Source organism: Peribacillus sp. NPDC055009 (genome assembly GCF_053608705.1).
This window is the reverse complement of the sequence record NZ_JBSGVZ010000001.1, coordinates 5,128-26,158: the sequence shown is the minus strand read 5'-3', so window position 1 is coordinate 26,158 and position 21,031 is coordinate 5,128. Positions and strand designations below refer to the sequence as shown.

18 protein-coding genes are annotated in these 21,031 nt (G+C 38.0%); 5 read left to right on the top strand and 13 right to left on the bottom strand.

Translation table 11 applies throughout. The features are described 5' to 3' along the window. Positions 1–22: 22 nt before the first annotated feature. The 5 genes from galU to ACWF5P_RS00085 all read left to right on the top strand — a co-directional run bounded on the left by galU (position 23) and on the right by ACWF5P_RS00085 (position 7,291). On the top strand, positions 23–883 hold the full coding sequence (gene galU / locus ACWF5P_RS00105) for a UTP--glucose-1-phosphate uridylyltransferase GalU (RefSeq protein WP_101223339.1): 861 nt from the start codon (positions 23–25) through the stop codon (positions 881–883). A 560-nt stretch (positions 884–1,443) separates the two neighbouring features. Then, positions 1,444–2,838 carry a cytochrome P450 gene (locus ACWF5P_RS00100; RefSeq protein ID WP_434167819.1) on the top strand — a complete coding sequence of 465 codons (1,395 nt, stop codon included), beginning with the start codon at positions 1,444–1,446 and terminating at the stop codon, positions 2,836–2,838. Between the two features lie 755 nt (positions 2,839–3,593). Continuing rightward, entirely contained in the window at positions 3,594–4,925 is a 1,332-nt protein-coding gene (locus tag ACWF5P_RS00095) for an amino acid permease (protein ID WP_101223522.1), read from the top strand. A 447-nt stretch (positions 4,926–5,372) separates the two neighbouring features. Next, positions 5,373–6,050, top strand: a complete 678-nt coding sequence (locus ACWF5P_RS00090; protein ID WP_434167820.1) for a GntR family transcriptional regulator — start codon at positions 5,373–5,375, stop codon at positions 6,048–6,050. A gap of 56 nt (positions 6,051–6,106) precedes the next feature. Continuing rightward, positions 6,107–7,291, top strand: a complete 1,185-nt coding sequence (locus tag ACWF5P_RS00085; RefSeq protein ID WP_230178228.1) for a CynX/NimT family MFS transporter — start codon at positions 6,107–6,109, stop codon at positions 7,289–7,291. Between the two features lie 355 nt (positions 7,292–7,646). Here ACWF5P_RS00085 and ACWF5P_RS00080 read toward each other — a convergent pair whose 3' ends face one another. The 13 genes from ACWF5P_RS00080 to ACWF5P_RS00020 all read right to left on the bottom strand — a co-directional run. Next, positions 7,647–9,143: a BglG family transcription antiterminator gene (locus tag ACWF5P_RS00080; protein ID WP_101223344.1), complete on the bottom strand. Its 1,497-nt coding sequence runs from the start codon at positions 9,141–9,143 to the stop codon at positions 7,647–7,649. Positions 9,144–9,893: 750 nt separating this feature from the next. Continuing rightward, positions 9,894–10,094 carry a hypothetical protein gene (locus ACWF5P_RS00075; protein ID WP_101223345.1) on the bottom strand — a complete coding sequence of 67 codons (201 nt, stop codon included), beginning with the start codon at positions 10,092–10,094 and terminating at the stop codon, positions 9,894–9,896. A gap of 84 nt (positions 10,095–10,178) precedes the next feature. Next, the gene (locus tag ACWF5P_RS00070) at positions 10,179–10,352 is read right to left on the bottom strand and encodes a hypothetical protein (RefSeq protein WP_157831043.1); all 174 of its coding nucleotides are present in this window, start codon (positions 10,350–10,352) and stop codon (positions 10,179–10,181) included. Positions 10,353–10,465: 113 nt separating this feature from the next. Continuing rightward, positions 10,466–11,626: an aminotransferase class I/II-fold pyridoxal phosphate-dependent enzyme gene (locus ACWF5P_RS00065; protein ID WP_434167821.1), complete on the bottom strand. Its 1,161-nt coding sequence runs from the start codon at positions 11,624–11,626 to the stop codon at positions 10,466–10,468. A gap of 17 nt (positions 11,627–11,643) precedes the next feature. After that, positions 11,644–12,264 (bottom strand): NeuD/PglB/VioB family sugar acetyltransferase, encoded by a 621-nt coding sequence (locus tag ACWF5P_RS00060; protein ID WP_434167822.1) that lies wholly within the window; start codon positions 12,262–12,264, stop codon positions 11,644–11,646. 96 nt (positions 12,265–12,360) lie between these two features. After that, positions 12,361–12,945, bottom strand: a complete 585-nt coding sequence (locus ACWF5P_RS00055) for a sugar transferase (protein ID WP_311735970.1) — start codon at positions 12,943–12,945, stop codon at positions 12,361–12,363. 248 nt (positions 12,946–13,193) lie between these two features. Next, on the bottom strand, positions 13,194–15,005 hold the full coding sequence (locus ACWF5P_RS00050; protein ID WP_434167823.1) for an SDR family NAD(P)-dependent oxidoreductase: 1,812 nt from the start codon (positions 15,003–15,005) through the stop codon (positions 13,194–13,196). 26 nt (positions 15,006–15,031) lie between these two features. Beyond that, entirely contained in the window at positions 15,032–15,763 is a 732-nt protein-coding gene (locus ACWF5P_RS00045; RefSeq protein ID WP_434167824.1) for a CpsB/CapC family capsule biosynthesis tyrosine phosphatase, read from the bottom strand. 61 nt (positions 15,764–15,824) lie between these two features. Continuing rightward, on the bottom strand, positions 15,825–16,523 hold the full coding sequence (locus ACWF5P_RS00040) for a polysaccharide biosynthesis tyrosine autokinase (RefSeq protein WP_434167825.1): 699 nt from the start codon (positions 16,521–16,523) through the stop codon (positions 15,825–15,827). 35 nt (positions 16,524–16,558) lie between these two features. Beyond that, entirely contained in the window at positions 16,559–17,251 is a 693-nt protein-coding gene (locus tag ACWF5P_RS00035; RefSeq protein WP_101223351.1) for a YveK family protein, read from the bottom strand. Between the two features lie 58 nt (positions 17,252–17,309). Next, positions 17,310–18,665 (bottom strand): nucleotide sugar dehydrogenase, encoded by a 1,356-nt coding sequence (locus ACWF5P_RS00030; protein WP_434167826.1) that lies wholly within the window; start codon positions 18,663–18,665, stop codon positions 17,310–17,312. 607 nt (positions 18,666–19,272) lie between these two features. Beyond that, positions 19,273–19,800 carry a hypothetical protein gene (locus ACWF5P_RS00025; RefSeq protein WP_434167827.1) on the bottom strand — a complete coding sequence of 176 codons (528 nt, stop codon included), beginning with the start codon at positions 19,798–19,800 and terminating at the stop codon, positions 19,273–19,275. Between the two features lie 188 nt (positions 19,801–19,988). Continuing rightward, positions 19,989–21,031, bottom strand: a 1,043-nt coding sequence (locus ACWF5P_RS00020; protein WP_452444406.1) for an Ig-like domain-containing protein, incomplete at its 5' end; no start/stop codon positions are given.

Here is a 21,031-nt window from a genome sequence, read left to right as displayed (position 1 = left end):
AACCTTAAAAAGGGGCTGGGCTATGATAAAGAAAGCGGTGATTCCAGCAGCCGGTTTAGGAACACGATTTTTACCTGCTACGAAAGCTCAACCAAAGGAAATGCTGCCGATTGTCGATAAGCCGACCATTCAATATATTATCGAGGAAGCGGTTCAATCAGGGATTACAGATATTATCATCGTTACGGGTAAAAACAAACGTGCCATTGAAGATCATTTCGATAAATCCATTGAACTGGAAATGCTTCTGCAAATGAAAGGTCAAAATGAGCTGCTTAAGATCGTGGAGAACATTTCCAACATGGTGGATATCCACTATGTAAGACAAAAGGAACCTTTAGGTCTTGGGCATGCAGTATTATGTGCCAAAACTTTTATCGGAAACGAACCTTTTGCCGTCCTGTTAGGGGATGATATCGTGGATAGCCAGGTTCCAGCTTTGAAGCAGTTGATGGAACGGTATAACAAGGTTCAAGCGAGCATTATCGGATGTAAGGAAGTGTCACCTGCCGATGTCTCCAAGTATGGGATCGTAAATTTCCAAGAACGATATGAGGATTTATTTCTGGTAAGAAACTTAGTGGAAAAGCCAAAAGTGGAAGATGCACCATCAACACAGGCGATTATTGGCCGATATATTTTATCACCTGAGATTTTTGAAATCCTTGAAACCGTACAGCCCGACCGGAAGGGGGAGATCCAGCTTACCGAAGCTTTAGACCTTTTGTTAGAAAAGGAACCATTATATTCGTATATCATCGAAGGAAATCGATATGACGTCGGCGATAAATTCGGCTTCCTTCAGGCTTCAATAGATTTCGCAATGAAACGACCTGAACTTCGTGATCAGCTAATAACATATTTAAGGCAGCTGTTCCCTTAATCAAGTATATAACCCACGCCCAATTACCTAGAGGTGATTGGGCTATTTCCACATACCATCATCACTAAACTAGATATAACAGTCTTTTATAAATGCTTCCGTGAAATGTAAATGCAAGTGAAAATGTTGGACAAAGAAAGAATAATTTATTAAAAGTGAGGTTATGTTGATAACGTATACTTCATTATTTATCCAAACAACGATATCCAGAAAGGATTGTACATGCATAAAAAAACTAATAATCCAATAATATCAGATGAATTCTTAGATCAAGTGGTAAAGGAAATCAATGCAGAATTTGGCGGGCCCATTAAAGAAAAAAATGATTGCTTACAACATAGGGACGATGAAGAAAGAAGGTAAATCCCACATCATCAAATCTAAAGCTTCCATGAAAAACTCTGGCTCTATTCAGCCAGAGTTTTTTTATGGCTTCTTATATAACCTTATTACTTCCATAGAATTATCCGCCCTTTCTTTAAAGACTTGTCCAAACCAATTTAACTGATCCTCATAGAATGATTACATGTAATTATTTTAAAGAAAGGGGAAAAACCACATTGAGCCACGCTGATGATGTCTTCCGCACTTCTCCAAAGGTTCCAAAAGGAAGGGTGATTTCCGGACATACAAAGGAGTTTCAAGCAGATCCCATTGGTTTTCTGACCCGATTGGCCAAGGAATATGGAGAAGTCGCTAAATTCCGTTTGGGCCCATTCCAAAATGTTTATCACGTTTTAAATCCTGATTTAATAAAACAAATACTCGTAACAAAACAAAAATCCTTCATCAAATCCAAGGACTTCAATGTTTTAAAACCGCTTATCGGTGAAGGTCTGCTTACAAGCGAAAAAGACTTTCATATGCGACAGAGAAGGCTTATCCAACCCTCTTTCAAAAAGAATCATATTAGCCAATACGCCAAGGATATGATTGATACCACAATGGATTATATATCAACTTGGCAACATGATGAAGAACGGATCATAACGAAGGATATGATGGACATCACTCTCGGGATAATCAGCAAGACGATGTTCAGCATGGAATTCAAGGATGGGTATGAAATTGTTGGAAAACCGCTGGAAACCGCTTTGAGAATTACAGTCAAAAGGATGAGAAAGATTTTCCGTATGCCATTATGGGTACCTACCAAAATCAACCGTGAATATAAAAAGGCGATACAAAGACTTGATAAAGTGATTTACGGCATTATTGAAAAACGGAAGAACGACACAGTAAAACATGAAGACATGCTTGGGATCCTGATGGACGCACGTGATGCCGACGACGGATTGGGTATGACAAGCCATCAGGTCCGTGATGAATTGATGACTATTTTCCTTGCCGGTCATGAAACGACAGCAAATGCTCTTTCCTGGGCACTGTACGCAATTTCGAAGCATCCAGAAATTCAAGCCAAGCTTTTCAGTGAAGTGAATAGCATAATCGGTCACCGGACACCCAAGCCTGAAGACTTCATGAAATTACCATACACTCAAAATATCATTCATGAAACACTTCGCCTGTACCCGCCACTGTATATCCTATCCCGTGATGTGACGGAGGATGTCATAATAGGAGGATATCGCTTTAAAAAAGGCGATATGATTCTAATAAGTTCTTATGTGATGCAGCATGATCCAGAGTATTTTGATCAACCGGAATCATTTATTCCTGAAAGATTTGAAAATAACTTCATGAAAAGCCTGCCTGCGTTCGCTTACTTTCCGTTTGGCGGAGGGCCGCGGGTTTGTATCGGCAATCATTTTGCGATGATGGAAGCGGTGTTTGTCCTGGCCTGCATTGCAAAGCGGTATAGGATAAAGCTTGCACATGATCATCATGAAGTAACCCCCCTTCCATCCCTTACACTCAGACCTAAGAGTGGACTGCGCATGGTGATAGAAGAAAGAGATTCAGAAGCCTTCGAACCTGGCGCATCCAATTTTTAAAGTGAAAATCTCATATAAACATAACATTTCATTGGTTCGATTACCGCCTATAACAGGCTTGCCTATTCTTTTGGAAAGGAGGGATGAAAAAATGTATATGCTCCATTCACCACGGAAGGGAATCATCCACACTGAATTGCACTATTTAGGGATGGCCTCGCAGGTATATTCCGGTTATTTGGAATTTCTAAGCGAAATTGACCCGATACAAGAAACCGAACACCTACAGCCGCCCCTTCTCCCCTTTTTAAATGAAAACGGATAGTCTCGTTAGCTTCTCCCGCTTCGTACCTTATATTAAAAGAAAAACCGACCTTGAATGGTCGGTTTTTTGTTATTCAGCAGTATGTTCCATAACCCCAAATCCAAAACCGCCATCACAACCTGACATATTTATGGAAGGACTTGAACTGATTACATCATCTTATTCACTACCAACAAAATGTCAGAAATACTGCGATTAAACAGAATTATTTTTCTCTCTTTACAATATGTATTTATTTCAATATAGTGCCTTACGCCGATTTGTTAATTTTTCCTTTGATTTATTTCATAAAATCCAAATACTTTTAGATAATAAAAACTATTCCTGTTTTGCTGATTAGGAATCTATTCCAGTTCACCTGCCTAAATTGACATTTTTCCGATTCATGATATATTGATATAGTACTTTAGTACGTGAAAGCGTTCAATAAAAGAAGAACTTCCTAGTTTTACTTATAGACTATTTTATTAAAAGGAAAGGCATGAATAAAATGGAGAAGACTCATCAAGATTTAAAAAAGGGCCTATTGCCGAGGCATGTCCAGTTCATTGCTCTAGCCGGAATGATAGGAACAGGGATTTTTAAGGGGAGTTCCGATACATTAAATATGGCAGGTCCAAGTGTTGTAATAGCCTATTTAATAGGGGGGCTATTGTTATTTATTGTAATGGCCGCATTAGGAGAGATGGCAACCGCTTTTCCTAATTTGAACGTACAGCATCTCATTAATAAAGCTTTTGGGTTTCAACTATCCTTCATAGTCGGATGGCTCTATTGGTTTAACTGGATTATCGTGATCATTGTAGAGATAGTCGCAGCCGGAAGCTTTCTACAATATTGGTTTCCCACAGTACCATTATGGCTGTTAAGTATACTTTGCGCTTCAGTAATTATAGGAATTAATTTGTTTCAAGTAAAATACTATGGAGAACTCGAATTTTGGTTCGCAGGAATTAAAATAATAACCTTGATTGCCTTTATTATTTTAGGAGCTTTGATCATGCTAGGACTTTTTCCTAGTACTGCTTCATTTTCTAATTACACGGAACATGGTGGTTTTTTCCCAAAAGGAATTGACGGAATGTTAAGTGCACTTTTAGTGGTAATGTTTTCATATGGTGGCGCAGAATTAATTGGTGTAGCCGTTACGGAAACAAAAGATAGTCAGCGAGTCATACCAAAAATCATTAAAGGAACAGTATGGCGGGTGATTCTTTTCTATGTCTTGCCGATATTTATTATTTGCGGGGTAATACCTTGGAACCAAGTAAGCACTGAGGTAAGTCCTTTCGTTCAGGTTTTCAGCTTATCGGGTCTTCCCGGAGCCGCCGATATCATGAATTTCGTTCTTTTAACCGCTGTCTTATCAGCTGCAAATTCAGGTATATACGCTACTTCAAGGACACTGTTCACTCTTTCCCATAATGGGGAAGCGCCTAAGGCATTTTTAAAAACAACAAAAAAGGGTATCCCGCTTAATGGTATATTTTTAACTACATTATGCATATTGGCTGGTGTGTTTTTATCCTATTTGTACCCCGACCTGATTTTAAGCTACCTTATGGCCATTCCTGGATTCACAGTTTTATTATTATGGATCAGTATTTGTTCAGCGCAATTGAAGCTGCGTAAGCAATACATTGGCAAACCAGGTTTCCGGGTAAAATGGTACCCATACACAACTATATTAGCCATCACGGCATTAAGCATTATCTTTTTGGCATTTATCTTTAATAAGCAAAACATCATTGGGACCACAGTATGTCTTGTCACGTTAGTGATATTTATCCTTCTTTCCTTTATTGTCAAACAAAAAAAATAGAAATATTATCCTCCCTGACTTTAATGGGGATTTCAGACTGAAGGCAAACTCGAAGAAAGTCGAGTTTGCCTTTAGTCTTTTTAGTGCTAGTACAATTTGAACGTCGATTGGAATGTTTTTTTAAAACTATGGAGCAACTGGCGGTTCCATCAATTGAAATGGTCTCACCCCTCACAATGATTTTAAACAAACCTGGGTTACGAGTTTTGGATGAAACCCACTTGGATTGAAGAATTTTGATTAACTGGCTAGTCGAGACCCCGCTAGATGCTTGCTTTGATGAGGCATGGCAAGCAGTCGGCTGAAAGGGAGCGGATTTCTGAAATTTTTTTCTGAAGAATAAAAGGAAACAAATTTGGATTTAAAATACTCGTTTGCTCCATTTTCAACATACATATGTTAAAATAGCCAATGACCCAATCATCCTACAAATTAGAGGTGTGTATCTTGTCTATATCTAAAACAAATCGCTTATCACTTGTAGAGCAAGTGGTTTCCCAAATCGAATCGTTAATCGAATCAGGTGAATGGAAAATTGGAAATCAAATTCCCCCTGAAATGGACTTGATCCAACAGTTCGATGTAAGCAGAAATACATTAAGGGAAGCTGTACGATCACTTGTTTATGCAGGGCTATTAGTAACGAAACAAGGAAAGGGGACATTCGTAAGGTCATCAAGTGCCTTGGGGGCAGCATTTGAAAGAAGGATCCAGCAGTCAAGTTTATTAGAAACGTTAGAGGTCCGTCATGCCCTTGAAAGAGAGGGAGCTCAGTTAGCGGCATTAAGACGTAATCAAGAAGATATAGAACAATTGCGGTTTCATATATCAGCATGCAGTAAAGCTGCCGAAGCAAGGGATATCAAGGCTTACGAAGAAGCCGATATACAGTTGCATAAATCGATTATGGTTTCATCACATAATGATTTATTGATTGATTTGTACGAACATATGGAACACTCCCTGCATGAATCCATCCATCAGATAGTGGAGATGAGTTCTGATGTGAACTTTCATTTGAACATTCATTGCAAACTTGTAGATGCCATCATCGAACAAGATGTGAACCGGGCAATCGAAACAGTGAATGAATACATTGCACAATTCAAAAAATCTATAGAGTAAGTAAGGAGGAGATTATGGGCATTCATCAAGCGGCAAATCAACTAGAACAAACTAAAATGGATATTAAACCCAGAGTTGGACTACTCATCATCGGAATCATTCTTCTGGGGGCAAATCTGAGGGCTCCCTTAACTTCGGTTGGCCCCCTTGTCACTTCGATCCGAGATAACTTGGGGATATCCAATACATTATCAGGTTCATTAACGACATTGCCTTTGCTTTCCTTTGCTTTATTATCACCGTTTGCACCTAGGATAGCACGGCGTTTTGGAATGGAGCTTACGCTTTTCCTTTCCTTGATATTACTAACAATCGGAATTGTTATACGCTCAGTTGGCGGAGTGCCGACATTGTTCATAGGGACCATTTTAATCGGTTTAGCCATTGCAATAGGCAATGTATTGTTACCAAGTCTAATTAAACATAACTTTGCCAGGAACATCGGTTTGATGACAGGAACCTATGCTGTTTCCATGAATTTATGTGGCGCAATAGGTTCCGGGATCAGCATTCCCCTTGCTTCTTCATCGGGGTTGGGATGGGCTGGTGCCCTTGGATGTTGGGGAATTTTATCACTTATTACAGTTTTTTTATGGATGCCGCAAATAAGACGGCCATTCAACTCAGGTAAGGATGTACAAACGGAACAAAAGGATAAAAAGATTAACTTATGGCGTTCTGGTTTAGCCTGGCAGATTACATTCTTCATGGGTTTGCAATCGTTTATTTTCTATACAGTAATTACCTGGATGCCGGAAATCCTGGAGCAAAAAGGCCTGAACGCCGATGAAGCTGGCTGGATGCTTTCCATCATGCAGCTTGCAGTCATTCCAATAACATTCCTTGTGCCAATTTTAGCTGGACGCTTACAAAGTCAGCGTCTGTTAGTGATCCCGCCTGTCGTCTTCCTTATTGCAGGGATATTCGGCATATTATACGGAAGCACTCTCTTCATACCAGTATGCATGATATTGATCGGGATTGGAGTTGGAACCATATTCAGTTTATCGATGATGTTCTTTAGTCTTCGAACACAAAGCACCCATGAGGCGACGGAATTATCAGGAATGGCTCAATCATTCGGGTACCTCTTAGCTGCCATTGGACCAGTATTATTCGGCTTGCTTCATGACATTACACACAGCTGGACAGTTCCCTTATTGATGTTGGCCGCAATATCGGCACTTATTTTCATTGTTGGAATGCGTGCAGGAAATAATGAATATGTAACTACTCAATAAAGCCAGTAAAGGTTTTAAACGGCCATGGCCCCGGTTGTACCGGGGCCATTTACATACCAGCCACTGATAGCAGTAAGACAGGTCCCTATTTCGTGATTTTAGTTTCGATTAAAGAGAATGGTCTGTGGTATAAATTGAGAAGGAATGTATGGCGTTCTCGCTTCGGTAATTTCGTGGATCCCTTACCTTTAGTAAATTATCAACCTTAAACTCTGTCAGATAAGTAAATTCCACCTTCTCCTTTTGGAGAAAAAAGAAATGACCTAGGCTTAGACGAGGTAAAATTATTTGCTGCATAGTACTGTTCGTTATCAGTGGGGTAAAGTACAAGTGAATAAATGCCTTAAGACTGATCTCAATCAATGTCTTCTTCAAATGGATATAAAATATTAGGATTTAAACCATACCGATCAATGAAATTCTTTCGAGTAAACATCTTAATTTCTTTTAATTCAGAGGGAGTTGGAAATGAAGAAACTTTATATACAGGAATGTGTTCAATATTAATTAACTGCCCTAAATCTGTGGTTATTAAGATATCAAACCCATTTTTTCTGAAAAGTGAGTCTATATCGGAAAAATCCATAACATAAATATTTAGCTTGTTTCCGAAATGATGTTTCAATACCTCACGAATATAATCTTTCTCTACATATGATCGGCAAATTAATGCAGTCTCTATAACCATTTGGTTTTGTTTTCTTAAAATTGAAGCTTGGACCAACATGAATATCTCTAATACTTCTATATTTTCAAAAGAAATAGCAAATTCATCCGATATGTATTGTGCTATTTCTTCAATGATCACAAATAACTCATTATTCTCAAAATAAGGAACGAATTGCAAAATATTATTTATTCTCGTATCCGTTTTTAACTGTAAGTCAAACGATATCCCACGAAGAGTTTGCGCAAATTCGTACATGAAAATATCATCCTGAGAAACATCCAGCCCAATTTTCTTTGATAGATTACTTAAAAATTGACCTAAAGGCTTACCGCTATCCGAATTAAATTTGGAACGAATGTACCGAAGTTCTTGGGTACGATTTAAAGACATTTCTTCGCTCATAAAATATAAAGAAAAAAATAAAATTTCAGAAATCTGTTTCTCCCTATTTGGACATTTCACCATGAATTTAAATAGTTTCTTTGATATTTCGAATGCTGTGGATGTTTCATTTTCATCTATAACCACTTTTGGGAATGTCACAAAACAATTATGGGTTATTCGAATGTTGGAGATATGAAGGATTATCGCTAGTCTTTGTATGGCACCCATGTGTAAAGAAGTTGAATGTTCCTTCAATAGCTCCAATAAAGTGTCTTGAAACTCCTTAAGATTAAAGGAAGTAATAAAATCATTTAAATTGCCGGACATATACTCTACATACTGCATGATGAATCTTCTAATCTTTATTTCATCCCCAACAATTTTAAACGGACTATTTGATAAATGAACTTCGGCATTTTTTAATACTTCCTCTATTTTTTCTAACTGTCGGTACACTGAGGAGCGACTAATATGCACTTTTTGAGTAATATATTTTATCGTTACTCCATTGTTAAAAAGAATTAATTCCAAGGTTTGAAAATAGGTGTTTTCACTTTTAAGATGAAACCAAAGCTCTTCCAAGGTGCCGTTTTTAGGTTTCATTAACCTTACGCCCTGCACTTCATTCTTATCAATTTTCCATTCAGGTGGAAGATTTGAACTCATATGCAATATATCCCGCCATAATGTGCTTTTCGAATAACCTGTTTTTTTTGATAGCTCTGTTAAACTACACCAGTTATCCTCATAAAATAAATGATACAGCAGTTTTGAATAGCGGTCAGTAAATCGATTCATACAATCACCTTTAACTTTTGATTTTCATATCTTTTCTTACTAAAACTATTAATATATAAGTTGAGTATTAATACCTAATATTAAAAATTCCCTCACTCTTTTTTTAAAAAATAACAGAAAATATACACTACTTACTACCCAAATTTACCATAATTTTATTCCTGCGTCGTTTCATAAGTGGTATGTGGAAATCAATAATTGAAACTTATCTTTGATGTAACAAGCATGCCCAGTCGAATACTATCAACAAGCTATGTATAGTTGTAAGGTTTAAAATGTAAATGCAGTTAGTAATATAACCCAAATTAACAATGAAGCATTTCATTTTAGAAACAATTTCTTTTGCTTTATCAATCGTTAAGCAATAATGGTTTCATTACAGCATTCATTTGTTCCGGACAAAAAAAAACACCTCATTCTTTATTGAGGATTTAAGGGAATACACCTTAAAAGAATGCAGTGCTTACTATTTAAATGAGCAACGCCTCAAAAGCAGTGCTCTCATGTAAAAAGTCAGTAAAGAGGTTTATGAAAATGAAAAGTTAAATTCATAGAAGGCATCCATATTGAGGAAGAAAAAATTGTTCATAGGTTTAATACCTACCCCAACAAGGTTCAATAGAATATTAAAGATACATCATCTTTATATGTTGATGTGATAAGTCAAGAAAAAGACTGTGTTGAATTGCTCGACAGACTGACCAAACTCCAGGGTGGTGTGTCATCTGCATTCTATTCAACAACCGCTACTCAACAATTTTCATAAGGGGACACCTTTTGTAGATTCTCTACATAAGCCGGGTTAGTCTTTATCAAATGGGATATATGCGCTAATTCGAATTTCTCATGCTTAGCATCAAAGGAAAGAAGCTCGGCTTTTAAATCATTTCTATAGATGTAAATAATTTTATACTCCCTTGATTTATAAATAACTTTATCACCAATCTTCATAAGCACCCTCATTTCTAATGTGGATTTAAAAAGGCTCCCAAAAAATGAAATCATTTTTAAAAGGTAAGGATGATATGGGGATTTTCATCCAGGATCTTTCTTTTTTAAAATGATGGTATGCAGTTCTATCGCTTTTATATTTTCAACCAGTCTTTTTCTTGTAAGCTCAATCTCTCTGAAATTCAAACCATTTCGGTTATTGGATAAACATACTAAATTGTCGATATCTTGATAAATCTGTTTAAATGTAATTCTCATATTTTGGTTTGCCTCCTTTTCATTGTAAGAAAACGGGCTTTGGTATATCTGCTAAATGTGACTGCATGCAACAGTTCCTTTAATGAATTAACTCGTATCACACGACTAAAGAATCATTGGGCTAATTTGGACGGTTCAAGTACTTCCTTTACAATTTCCACGACCCGCTCTTGTTCTTCAAATGTCATACCCGAACCGGACGGCAAACATAAACCTTGTTCAAATAACATACTTGAAATGCTTTTATCGCCGCTTTCTGTAAAAAATGCTGCATTTTTAAAGACAGGCTGTAAATGTAATGGTTTCCATACTGGTCTGGACTCAATATTTTCTGCTTCTAACGCATTAATCACGTCACTGGATCGTACTCCATTGATTTTGTCGTCTATTGTTAATGCGGTAAGCCAGCGATTCCCCATCGTATCTTTTAATTCAGGCATGAAGGTAATGCCAGGTATGTTCCCTAAAGTTTTTTTATAACGATCAAAAATTTCTCTCCGAACTTTAACACGGTCATCCAATACTTCTAATTGGGCACGGCCGATTCCAGCTAGAATATTGCTTAAACGATAGTTATATCCAATCGAGCTATGCTGATAATGAAGCACTGCATCACGTGCTTGTGTAGATAGGAAGAGAGCCTTATGTAAGTATTCCTCGTTATTTGAAACCAGCATGCCCCCTCCAGAAGTTGTTATGATTTTATTTCCATTAAACGAATAAATCCCTATATCACCAAACGCTCCTGTTTGCTTCCCCTTGTAAGATCCACCAAGGGATTCGGCCGCATCCTCTATTAAAGCAACCTTATATTTCCCGCAAATGCTCTTAATCTCATCTACCTTTGCACTTTGTCCAAATAGGTGGACCAAAATTACAGCTTTTGGAATTCTCCGATTTTTCCTCGCATATTCCAAAGCCAGTTCCAATGCCTTAGGTGACATATTCCATGTATCAGATTCAGAATCTATAAAAACAGGCTTCGCACCTTGATAGATGATAGGATTTGCACTGGCTATAAAAGTTAATGAAGAACAGAATACAGTATCACCAGTGGTGACTCCCAATACTTGCAATGCCAAATGAATGGCCGCAGTTCCTGAACTTACTGCCAACGCTCCCTTAGTGCCCGCATATTTGGCAAATTCGTCTTCCAAAGCTTTTACGTTCGGTCCTAGTGGCGCTATCCAATTTGTCTCGAACGCTTGTCTAATGTACATTTGTTCATTCCCACTCATATGAGGAGGCGAAAGATACAATCTTTTATTCTCCATCCCACACACACTCCTTATTATATTATCCTAGCTGGGGACCCAACAGCGGTAGATGCATCAGAAATGTCTTTAATAACGGTTGACCCGGCACCAACCGTACACCATTCCCCTATCGTTATGCTTGGTATGACCGTAGATCCAGCTCCTATCAAGCTACCAGTTCCTACCTTGACAGCTCCTGTCAGGGTAACACTTGGTGCTATATGGATATAGTCATCAAGATGGGTATCATGCTCAATGACTGAAGACGTATTAACAATGACGTGATTCCCCACTTTAGCGCCAGCGTTCAAGACGACATTAGGCATAATGACCGTTCCTTTACCTATCGAAACATTTTTACCCACTATAGCAGTTGGATGAATGACTGTCTCATAATCCATTACATCTAAATTCAGTTCGTTTACGATTTTTAATCTTAAATCGTTCCTGCCTATCGCAATAATTACCTTATATTCAAAATGAATAAATAAGCTTCTATAGCTTAAGATGGGGCCAAAATATACATTTCCCTTTCTTTTCAGCACTTCGTATTGATCATCTAAAATAGCCATGAGACGATATTCACCCATTGCTTCAACAATATCTTGAACAACTTTTGAGTGCCCGCCCGCACCGATTATTACGATTTTCTTCAATTCAAATCACTTCTCACATCATCAAATTTGGGGTTTCTTGTTACCTCGAGGTACAGTTGAATTTGGGTAAACCTTAAATCAATATCATTCATCCCATTATCCAACAAATTTTTGGGTTGTGACATGTCCTTCCTGGGTAATGGCTTCTTGTTTACATACCTTAATCAAGGTAAGGTATAAGATCTTCATATCCAGTAAAAAAGATTGATTTTCAACGTACCAGACATCAAGCTCAAACTTTTTCTCCCACGAGATTGCATTTCGCCCATTCACTTGGGCCCACCCCGTCATTCCAGGCCGGACATCATGCCTCCTTGCTTGTTCGGAAGTATATAATGGGAGATATTCCATTAATAATGGCCGTGGGCCTACAAAACTCACATCGCCTTTCATGACATTAAATAATTGAGGTAATTCATCTAAACTTAATTTTCTAAGTAATTTCCCAAAATCAGTTAATCTCTTCTCATCAGGAATCAAATCCCCTTTTTCATCTTTTTCATCTGTCATCGTTCTGAACTTATACAGATAAAATGGTTTGCCATTAAATCCTGGCCGCTCCTGCTTAAAAATGACAGGCGAACCTAATTTTAAACGGATTAGGATGACGATAAACAGCATAAGAAGTGAACAGGATATAAGCGCCAGACAAGATATCAAAAATTCAAAGGCCCGTTTCATTTTTTCCTCCCAAATTATCATTGTGTATCGTTATCAAGTAAACGAAGGTATTCTTCAGATAGCTATACAGAATTCTAGTGATTAATTGAAAATTTCTTAGCATCTATTATTCTTACTTCTCTTTAACATTTTTTAAAAGGTGAATATATTGCCCAATTTCCTTCATTGAAAAACGCAAATCATCAAAATTGTGACACTTGCTTTACTTTTTCTGTTAATTGCTAACATCACCCGGATTTGAGGCATTATCACGGTATGGGAATTTTGTTATTCTTCCTGTAATTCGCCAAATTCAGCATTCTATCTTTTAACGTTTCTTCGCTCATGTCTTCATATGTTGTAATAATCTCTTTTATCGCTTTCCAATTTACTTCTCTTGGTTTTCCAATATGGATTTGCGGGTAAATCTGATTCAAGTAAACTTCGTCTTCCCCAAGCAATTCTTCGTATAATTTTTCACCTGGCCGGATTCCAGTATAAGTTATTCCAATTTCTTCAACGCTGTAACCTGACAGTTGGATAAGCTTTTTAGCGAAATCGACAATTTTGACCGGTTCGCCCATATCAAGTACGAATACCTCTCCTCCTTTGGCCAGGACCCCTGCCTGAATGACTAATCTTGAAGCTTCCGGAATTGTCATGAAATAGCGAATCATATCCGGATGAGTGACTGTCAAAGGTCCCCCCTTTTTTATTTGTTTTTTAAAGAGTGGGATGACGCTGCCATTGCTGCCAAGGACATTTCCAAATCGGACCGTTACAAATTTAGTATGACTAGACAAACTCTTATACCAGATCATCATCTCGGCCAAACATTTAGAGGCACCCATTATACTTGTCGGATTTACGGCTTTATCTGACGAAACCATGACAAAAATATTAACCATTCCAGCCTCTGATGCCTCGGCAACATTCATCGTGCCTATCATGTTATTTTTCACCGCTTCTTTAGGGTTGGACTCCATAAGCGGTACATGTTTATGGGCGGCTGCATGGTAGACGATATTAGGCCGATGATGGTCGATTACCTGAAACATCCTCCGGCGGTCCTGAATGTCTGCAATTTCGGTCACGATCTCAATTGTATCTGCATAAGCCTCTCGCAATTCCAACTCGATCGCATAAATGCTGTTTTCACCATGCCCGAGCAATACAATTTTAGCTGGATTATACTTCAAGATCTGACGACAGATTTCCGATCCAATTGAACCGCCGGCACCAGTTACTAAAATAGTGCTATCAACAATCTTTTCTAAAATCCCTTTATCATCAAGTTGAACGGGTAAGCGACCCAATAAGTCTTCCATCTGGATATCCTGCAATTGATTAATTGGAACCTTGCCTTGAACAATCGCTTCCAGGCTAGGGACAATTTGAGTCTTTTTGTAAGTTTTGGTGCATTCCGAAAAGATGGAATTTATTTCTTCTCTTTTCAAAGAAGGAATCGCAATCACGATATGTTCGATCTTGTATTGTTCAACCACTTGAGAAATATCTTTTGTTGCTGCTACAACTGGTATATTGAAGATTTCTAAACTAAGCTTCGCTTTATCATCATCAACGAATGCAACCGGGACTAAGTCTATATTGCTGGATTTTAACAACCGACTCGTTATCATCGTCCCTGCAGACCCCGCTCCAACGATCAACGTTCTTTTTTTATTGGGTGATTGCTTAATGTATCGTTCAAAATAGATCCTCCATGCCAAACGTGAGCACCCAATCATGGCAATATATAGAATACAAGTAATGAAAAGCTCTCTAATATATAGAAAATGGGTAAAGTATAGCTGAAAGGCGGCAGTAATCGTAATAGAAAAGGCCGTTACTTTGAATATATTGAACATTTCCTTGATACTGGCGTATTCCCAAGCCTTTTTATAGAGTTTTAAATAAGCAGTGAAGAAATAATGACACATAAGCAAAATAAGCGTAGTTTTCATTATAAATGCCGATATTTCATTATACGGATGTAATAACCAATAACTTAAAAATACAGCCGTCACAACAATCACAGCGTCCAGTAAGACTAATGTGAAAAGCCGGTTATAATATGTCAAATCTACTTCTCCCCATATTAATATTTTTAGTCAAACAAGAGTTCTTTAACTTTCATCCCGTACAAAACATTCTCGGCATTTTCATTAAAGGCATCGACTATTTCTTGACCGAAATTCTTCTCAATCAACTTATGTGCTTCCCTGAGTTGAAAACCTCTGTTTCCAACATTATGAGCATCTGATGCAATAAAATGAGTAAGACCTGATTGAACTAAATATTTGGAAAACCTTTTTGTTCTCCAGCCGAATTTGCCCGTGATGCTCCCTGCAGTTATTTGTGAATAAGCACCCTTCCAAATCAGTTCTTTTAGAAGTTGCGGATTTTTTATTATTTCCAAATTCCGCTCTGGATGAGCAATGATCGGTGTCATCCTTTTCATTTGCAGATCATAAATTAATCGTTCCGTATACACTGGCACATGGTTTGAAGGCAGTTCGAGAAGGATGTACTGCGAACCATTCAAGCCCATGATTTCATTATTGTCATAATCATCCGAAAGTTCATCGGATATCCTTATTTCCTGCCCAGGCCATACTTTTAGCGGGATATCCAGGTCATCTAGCACTTGGTTTAATTTTGCTGTTTCATTCACGACTATTTCCTTATCATTTTCATATATCCCCTTATTATAATGAGGGGTTGCTATGATGTTGGAAATTCCTTGCTCTACAGCTTTTCTCGCCATTTCTATACTTTCATGGATATCTCCAGCACCATCATCCATCTTCGGTAAAATATGACTATGAATATCAATCATCGTTATCCCTCTTTTTCCTAACCACGAATGCTAAACTTATACAACTTCCAAACTACTTATTTTATTTACCATAGTAGTAGTATTCGTCAGGATATTTTTGTTTTTTCTTATTTAGGATTGCACCCAAAAGCTTTGCATTTGCATTCTCAAGTAATTCCTTCGCTTTTTGTGCTTGCTGTATTTCAGTGCTTCCGCTGCTCACCACCAAAACCACGCCGTCTGTCATACTCGCTAATACTTGAGCATCTGTGACTGCATTAACAGGCGGTGTGTCCAGAATTACTAAATCATAATTTAGCTTTGCTTCATCCAACACTGTCACCATTCCGTTAGACCCAAGCAACTCCGATGGGTTTGGGGGGATTGGCCCACTTGTCAGCACATCTAAATTAGGGTAAAAGGAAGGTTGTACAGCATCGAGTAATTTATTTTGCTTTGATATGATATTCGTTAACCCCAAGTAGTTCTCCATATTAAAGTTAGTATGAACACTAGGCTTTCTCAAATCTGCATCTATGATGAGAACGCGTTTCCCTTGCTGTGCAAAAACTGCTGCGACATTGATTGAAGTCGTCGATTTTCCTTCACCTGCATTTGCAGAGGTGAAAATCATCGTCTTTATGTCTTTTTCCACAGCGGAAAATTGAAGGTTCGTTCGAATTGTCCTATATTGCTCCACAACAGGTGACTTCGATTTCAACATGGAAATACTGCTTCTTTTTTTAATCTCCGTCTTTTTATGCCGTATATTGCGTGTCAAGCTTTTCACCTCTTGAGGTTGTAATTACAGATTTATCATTTCCGTTTTTTTTTATTTTCCATTAAATTCACGATGCCTAGCATCGGAATCTTTAAATGTTCTTCAATATCAGACTCAACTTTGATTGTTTTGTCGAAAAATTCGATCATTAATGTAAGAAATAAACTTATGATTAACCCTGCAAAACATGCAACGATCGTATTCATGATCGGGTTCGGTTTTATAGGTGAGGAATTATCTCCTATAGTTGCTTTGGATAAGACATTGACATTGTCCACATTCATAAGCGTTTTTATTTCATCTTGGAATATGTCCGTAATTGCACTGGCGACACTAACGGTAATTTTAGGATCAGCACCCTCAACTTTAATGGTGAAAATTTGTGAATTCCCATTACTTACAATTTTGATTTGTTCCGATAATGCTGTATTTGATATATCAAGATTCAGTCGTTCTTTGACTTTTTCTAACATCATCGGACTTTTTATGATTTCGCTGTACGTTTCAATCAATTGAATATTGGTTTGAATCTCACCTACATTGTAAAGTTCTGACTTTTCTTTAGATTGATTGACTAAGATTTGTGTAGAAGCTTGGTAAACAGGTGAAAGAATGAAAAAGCTAACGATCCCCGTCATTGCCGTTAATAAGGTTGTGATGATAATAATGAGCACGATGCGTTTTTTCACCATTTGAAAAAGATCTTTTATATTGAGTGTCTCCGCCATTCAATCAACTCCAATCCATCTTTAAACCTTTTCGTTTGTCACTTTTTTTGTTCTCGGCCTATAATTTTATGACCTTATCAGAAAGCAATCCATTTTCCTCCATCACATTTTTGGAATCGAATATTAATGAAGCATGATCATGGACACTTTTCCAGTCAAAACAATTGTGTGGTGTTCCGATGACAACTAAATCGGCTTTTTGAAGAATGGCAGCATCGTATTTTTCCACCTGTAGAACCTGTTCATTGATTCGGATTTCTTTTGCATAGGGTTCGATTACGGTTAGATTCTGGACCTTGTTTTGTAATCGTTCAAGTAAGCGGACGACCGGGCTTTCCCTTAAATCACCAATATCACTTTTGTAAGTTGCACCTAAAACCACAATATGTGAGTGTTTCATGAGCTTGTCATTGGCTGCAAGCAATTCAAGTATGCGGTTATATGAATAGTGAACCATTCCGTCATTGATATCCCCTGCCATTTCAATCATTTTTGTCCGATGACCATGTTCTTTTGCCTTATAGAGCAAGTAGTATGGATCTACCGGAATGCAATGTCCCCCGACACCAATGCCTGGGGTGAATTTCATGAACCCGTATGGTTTTGAAGAAGCCGCATTGATCGTTTCCCATATATCAATTTCCAACTCATTGCATAGTACCGTCATTTCATTGACCAAAGCCATGTTAATCCATCGAAAAGTGTTCTCAAAGATTTTGCTTAATTCTGCAACACGAACCCCCTTAACACGATGAGCTGTCGAACCGATGAACTTGCACGCTAGGTCTGTACAGGTTTCCGTCATCCCCCCAATAACTTTTGGCGTGTTGCTTAAATTAAAACTTTTATTTCCTGGATCTATTCTTTCCGGGGAATAAGCTACAAAAAGGTTCTCACCTATCACATATCCCCTATCTGTCAATGGTGTACAGATATACTCTTCTGTCGTTCCTGGGTATGTTGTACTTTCCAAAATAACCATTGTACCTTCATTCGCATGTTCAGCGACAATGTTCCCTACATCCCTCACATACGAGATATCAGGTTCCTTCAACTTATTAACTGGGGTCGGGACACAAATCAAAAGGACATTCATGTCTCCTAGCTGCTTCATATCCGTCGTCGCTGTAAACCGCTTTTGGTTTATCAAATCTCTAAGCCCGTCATTATCTTCATCATTGATATAGTTGATTCCGCTATTTAAACTTTCCACTTTTGTCTCAGAGACATCGAATCCTGTCACCGTATAACCTTTAGATGCATAATGGCAAGCAGTTGGGAGACCAACATAACCCAATCCAATCACTCCGACTTTAGCGGTCTTGTTCTTTAATTCTCTTTGCAGAGCAGATTTGTGCGAGTATTGGGCAGTATTTTTTTGTTGTTGCCTTTCTTGCGTTGTCGCTGTTATCATGATTCAACTCCTCCATTTCCTTATCAGAACATAACGGACATTTAAATTATTAGGCCACAATGAAAATTCACTACAAAAAACCAGCAAATTCCTAACGCTATCTTTCTTAATCAGCAAAGTTGACCAGATATATCATTTTTTATGATTGAAATACATACCTAGAGTTCCGCCTTGAAAAGTCGCCTTGTAAGTTTCCCGTTAATTTTTATCGTCAGCATTAATAAATTATCATAATTATTTTTGTTGCTGGTTCCAGATTTCGAATGAAGCGTTCTGTTTTTGATTCATCTACCCTATTTAACCAGAATCACCTGTTTTTTTGACGTGAGGTACAAGTGCATGGTTAGGGTAAAACTAAATCTGTTTTTTAGCCAAAACACCTATAATCATAATTAATTTTTGATTCTGAACTTAATCCCACGCATTTCACATTTATAATGGACGTCCCTCAAGCAATCAGCTGATAAAAACGAACATAGTCTTTTTCTATCCATACTCCATTCTTCTTATCGTTCAGGAAATACAAATCCCCCGATTGAATGACCTTTAACCAGGGGGGCCATTCATCGGGGGAACTCCAATGTTCAGTCAAAATGTAAATTACATACTACTTTTCAGATTCGTCCTCTGTCATGTCCTTCACTTTGTTAATAGTCCATTCCTGCTTATCTTTCGTTTCAGTATTTTCATACTGCACCTTGTAAGGTCCCTTTCCTTCAATCACATAGTACCCATTACCTTTTACACTTTTTCCAGGAGCCAGTTTCGTGCCAAGATTATCTCCTGGATAGATACGTAGTTTTTTATCCTCTTGATTCCATACCGACATTTCAAAAACGTCTACAAATTTTTCTTCTGCCGTTTTATTAGTTGCCTTCAGCTGTAACTGTAAAACTTTTTTCCCTTTTTGATCTGGATGCTCGAGCTGCAATGCTTCTTCAATCCCAATACTTACGCCAGATACGGTCTTCTCTAGCCCTGTTTCTTTTTTATCCGTTTCGTCCTTAGTAGAAGTATTCGTTTGCTTTTGCATTTCTTTCTGGACTTCCTTTTCTCCTGACATGCAGCCTGTCAAAAATATACTTAATGTAAATATACAGATTCCAATACTTCTGAACCGTCTCTTCAATATCATGATTCCACTCCTTTTTAAAAATATAAATCCTTCTTATAGAGAGATTCTTCAGTACCTTTTTCTCATTTAAAAATTGGACTTCTTTCCTTGTGACGAAAAAATACTCAAACACTTTAAGAAGCGTTTTCAAACATGTAAGAAGGACCACTTCCAATAGGAGAGGCCTTCTTACATCATTATCGAATTGATTATTTCACTGCTGTTTTTGCTATTTCTCCCCCAACTACTAGAGGTCCATTGTCAACTTCAATGACATCTCCTGCTTGCAATCTTCGAGTAACCCCATTTTCATCCACAATAAACCGGCTGTAAATTTGGTAACTTCCATCTGGATTAATGAATCCTGCCCCAGTCTGAGTTAGGGACACTGTTCTCTGCGCTATTCCATTCACTAGCAAACGGAGACTCTTAGTTCCCTCCGATGCCTTGCCCGTAACATAATCGGCATTAGGAGCTACAGGATTCACCTGCAGTTTCTCCGCTTCCTTGATTACCGTAGTATGAGCCTGTAGGTTCGATGGAGTCCGAACACCGTAGTCAACCGTTACGATATCGCCTACTTGTAGGGTTTTATTATTTCCATTCTCATCTACTCCTACATACTTACTGTATATACTGAATGTTCCATCTTCATTGACAGGTGCCGTACGCAGTGCTTCGCCATTTACCAATAAGCGAACGATAGTTGCCCCTTCAGGAGCAGTTCCAGTTATAACCTCTGCAATTGGGTACACAGGATTGATCTTTACAGGTTCACTTGGCATAAACTGTACTACCCTAACAGATGAACTCTCGCTGACATTCCCAACCGCGTCGGTAAGGGTAACAGTAATAACCGTATGGACTGGTTGATTTGGAATCGCAACCTTGAATTTCCCTTCTGGACCTACAACTCCGGTATATTTCTTGGAATTAATGGTGACGGTCACATTTGCTTCAGGTTCACCGCTTCCTGTTACCTCTTTACTGTTTGTTGTAACTTCATTCAATTTCGGTGCATCTGGAGCCGTTATATCTTTATCCAATAAATCTTGCGCTTTGTTCAATAAGTCTTGAAGACGGTCTTTTTCTGCACCTTCAGGAAGTTTATTGACCGCTTTTTGGGCTTCGTCAATCGCCCCTTGATCCGTAGTTCCTTCCAATGTATCGAACTTATCGTCCGTGAACAGATCTTCCACTTTGTTCTTCGCATCGGTTAGATCTTTTTCTGCTTGTTCTTTTTTGTTCAATA

Bases quoted from the DNA above. Each gene is read 5' to 3' on its own strand.
- galU (WP_101223339.1), top strand. From the start codon at position 23: ATGATAAAGAAAGCGGTGATTCCAGCAGCCGGTTTAGGAACACGATTT.
- ACWF5P_RS00095 (WP_101223522.1), top strand. From the start codon at position 3,594: ATGGAGAAGACTCATCAAGATTTAAAAAAGGGCCTATTGCCGAGGCAT.
- ACWF5P_RS00085 (WP_230178228.1), top strand. From the start codon at position 6,107: ATGGATATTAAACCCAGAGTTGGACTACTCATCATCGGAATCATTCTT.
- ACWF5P_RS00080 (WP_101223344.1), bottom strand. From the start codon at position 9,143: ATGAATCGATTTACTGACCGCTATTCAAAACTGCTGTATCATTTATTT.
- ACWF5P_RS00075 (WP_101223345.1), bottom strand. From the start codon at position 10,094: ATGAAGATTGGTGATAAAGTTATTTATAAATCAAGGGAGTATAAAATT.
- ACWF5P_RS00070 (WP_157831043.1), bottom strand. From the start codon at position 10,352: ATGAGAATTACATTTAAACAGATTTATCAAGATATCGACAATTTAGTA.
- ACWF5P_RS00065 (WP_434167821.1), bottom strand. From the start codon at position 11,626: ATGGAGAATAAAAGATTGTATCTTTCGCCTCCTCATATGAGTGGGAAT.
- ACWF5P_RS00055 (WP_311735970.1), bottom strand. From the start codon at position 12,945: ATGAAACGGGCCTTTGAATTTTTGATATCTTGTCTGGCGCTTATATCC.
- ACWF5P_RS00045 (WP_434167824.1), bottom strand. From the start codon at position 15,763: ATGATTGATATTCATAGTCATATTTTACCGAAGATGGATGATGGTGCT.
- ACWF5P_RS00035 (WP_101223351.1), bottom strand. From the start codon at position 17,251: ATGGCGGAGACACTCAATATAAAAGATCTTTTTCAAATGGTGAAAAAA.
- ACWF5P_RS00030 (WP_434167826.1), bottom strand. From the start codon at position 18,665: ATGATAACAGCGACAACGCAAGAAAGGCAACAACAAAAAAATACTGCC.
- ACWF5P_RS00025 (WP_434167827.1), bottom strand. From the start codon at position 19,800: ATGATATTGAAGAGACGGTTCAGAAGTATTGGAATCTGTATATTTACA.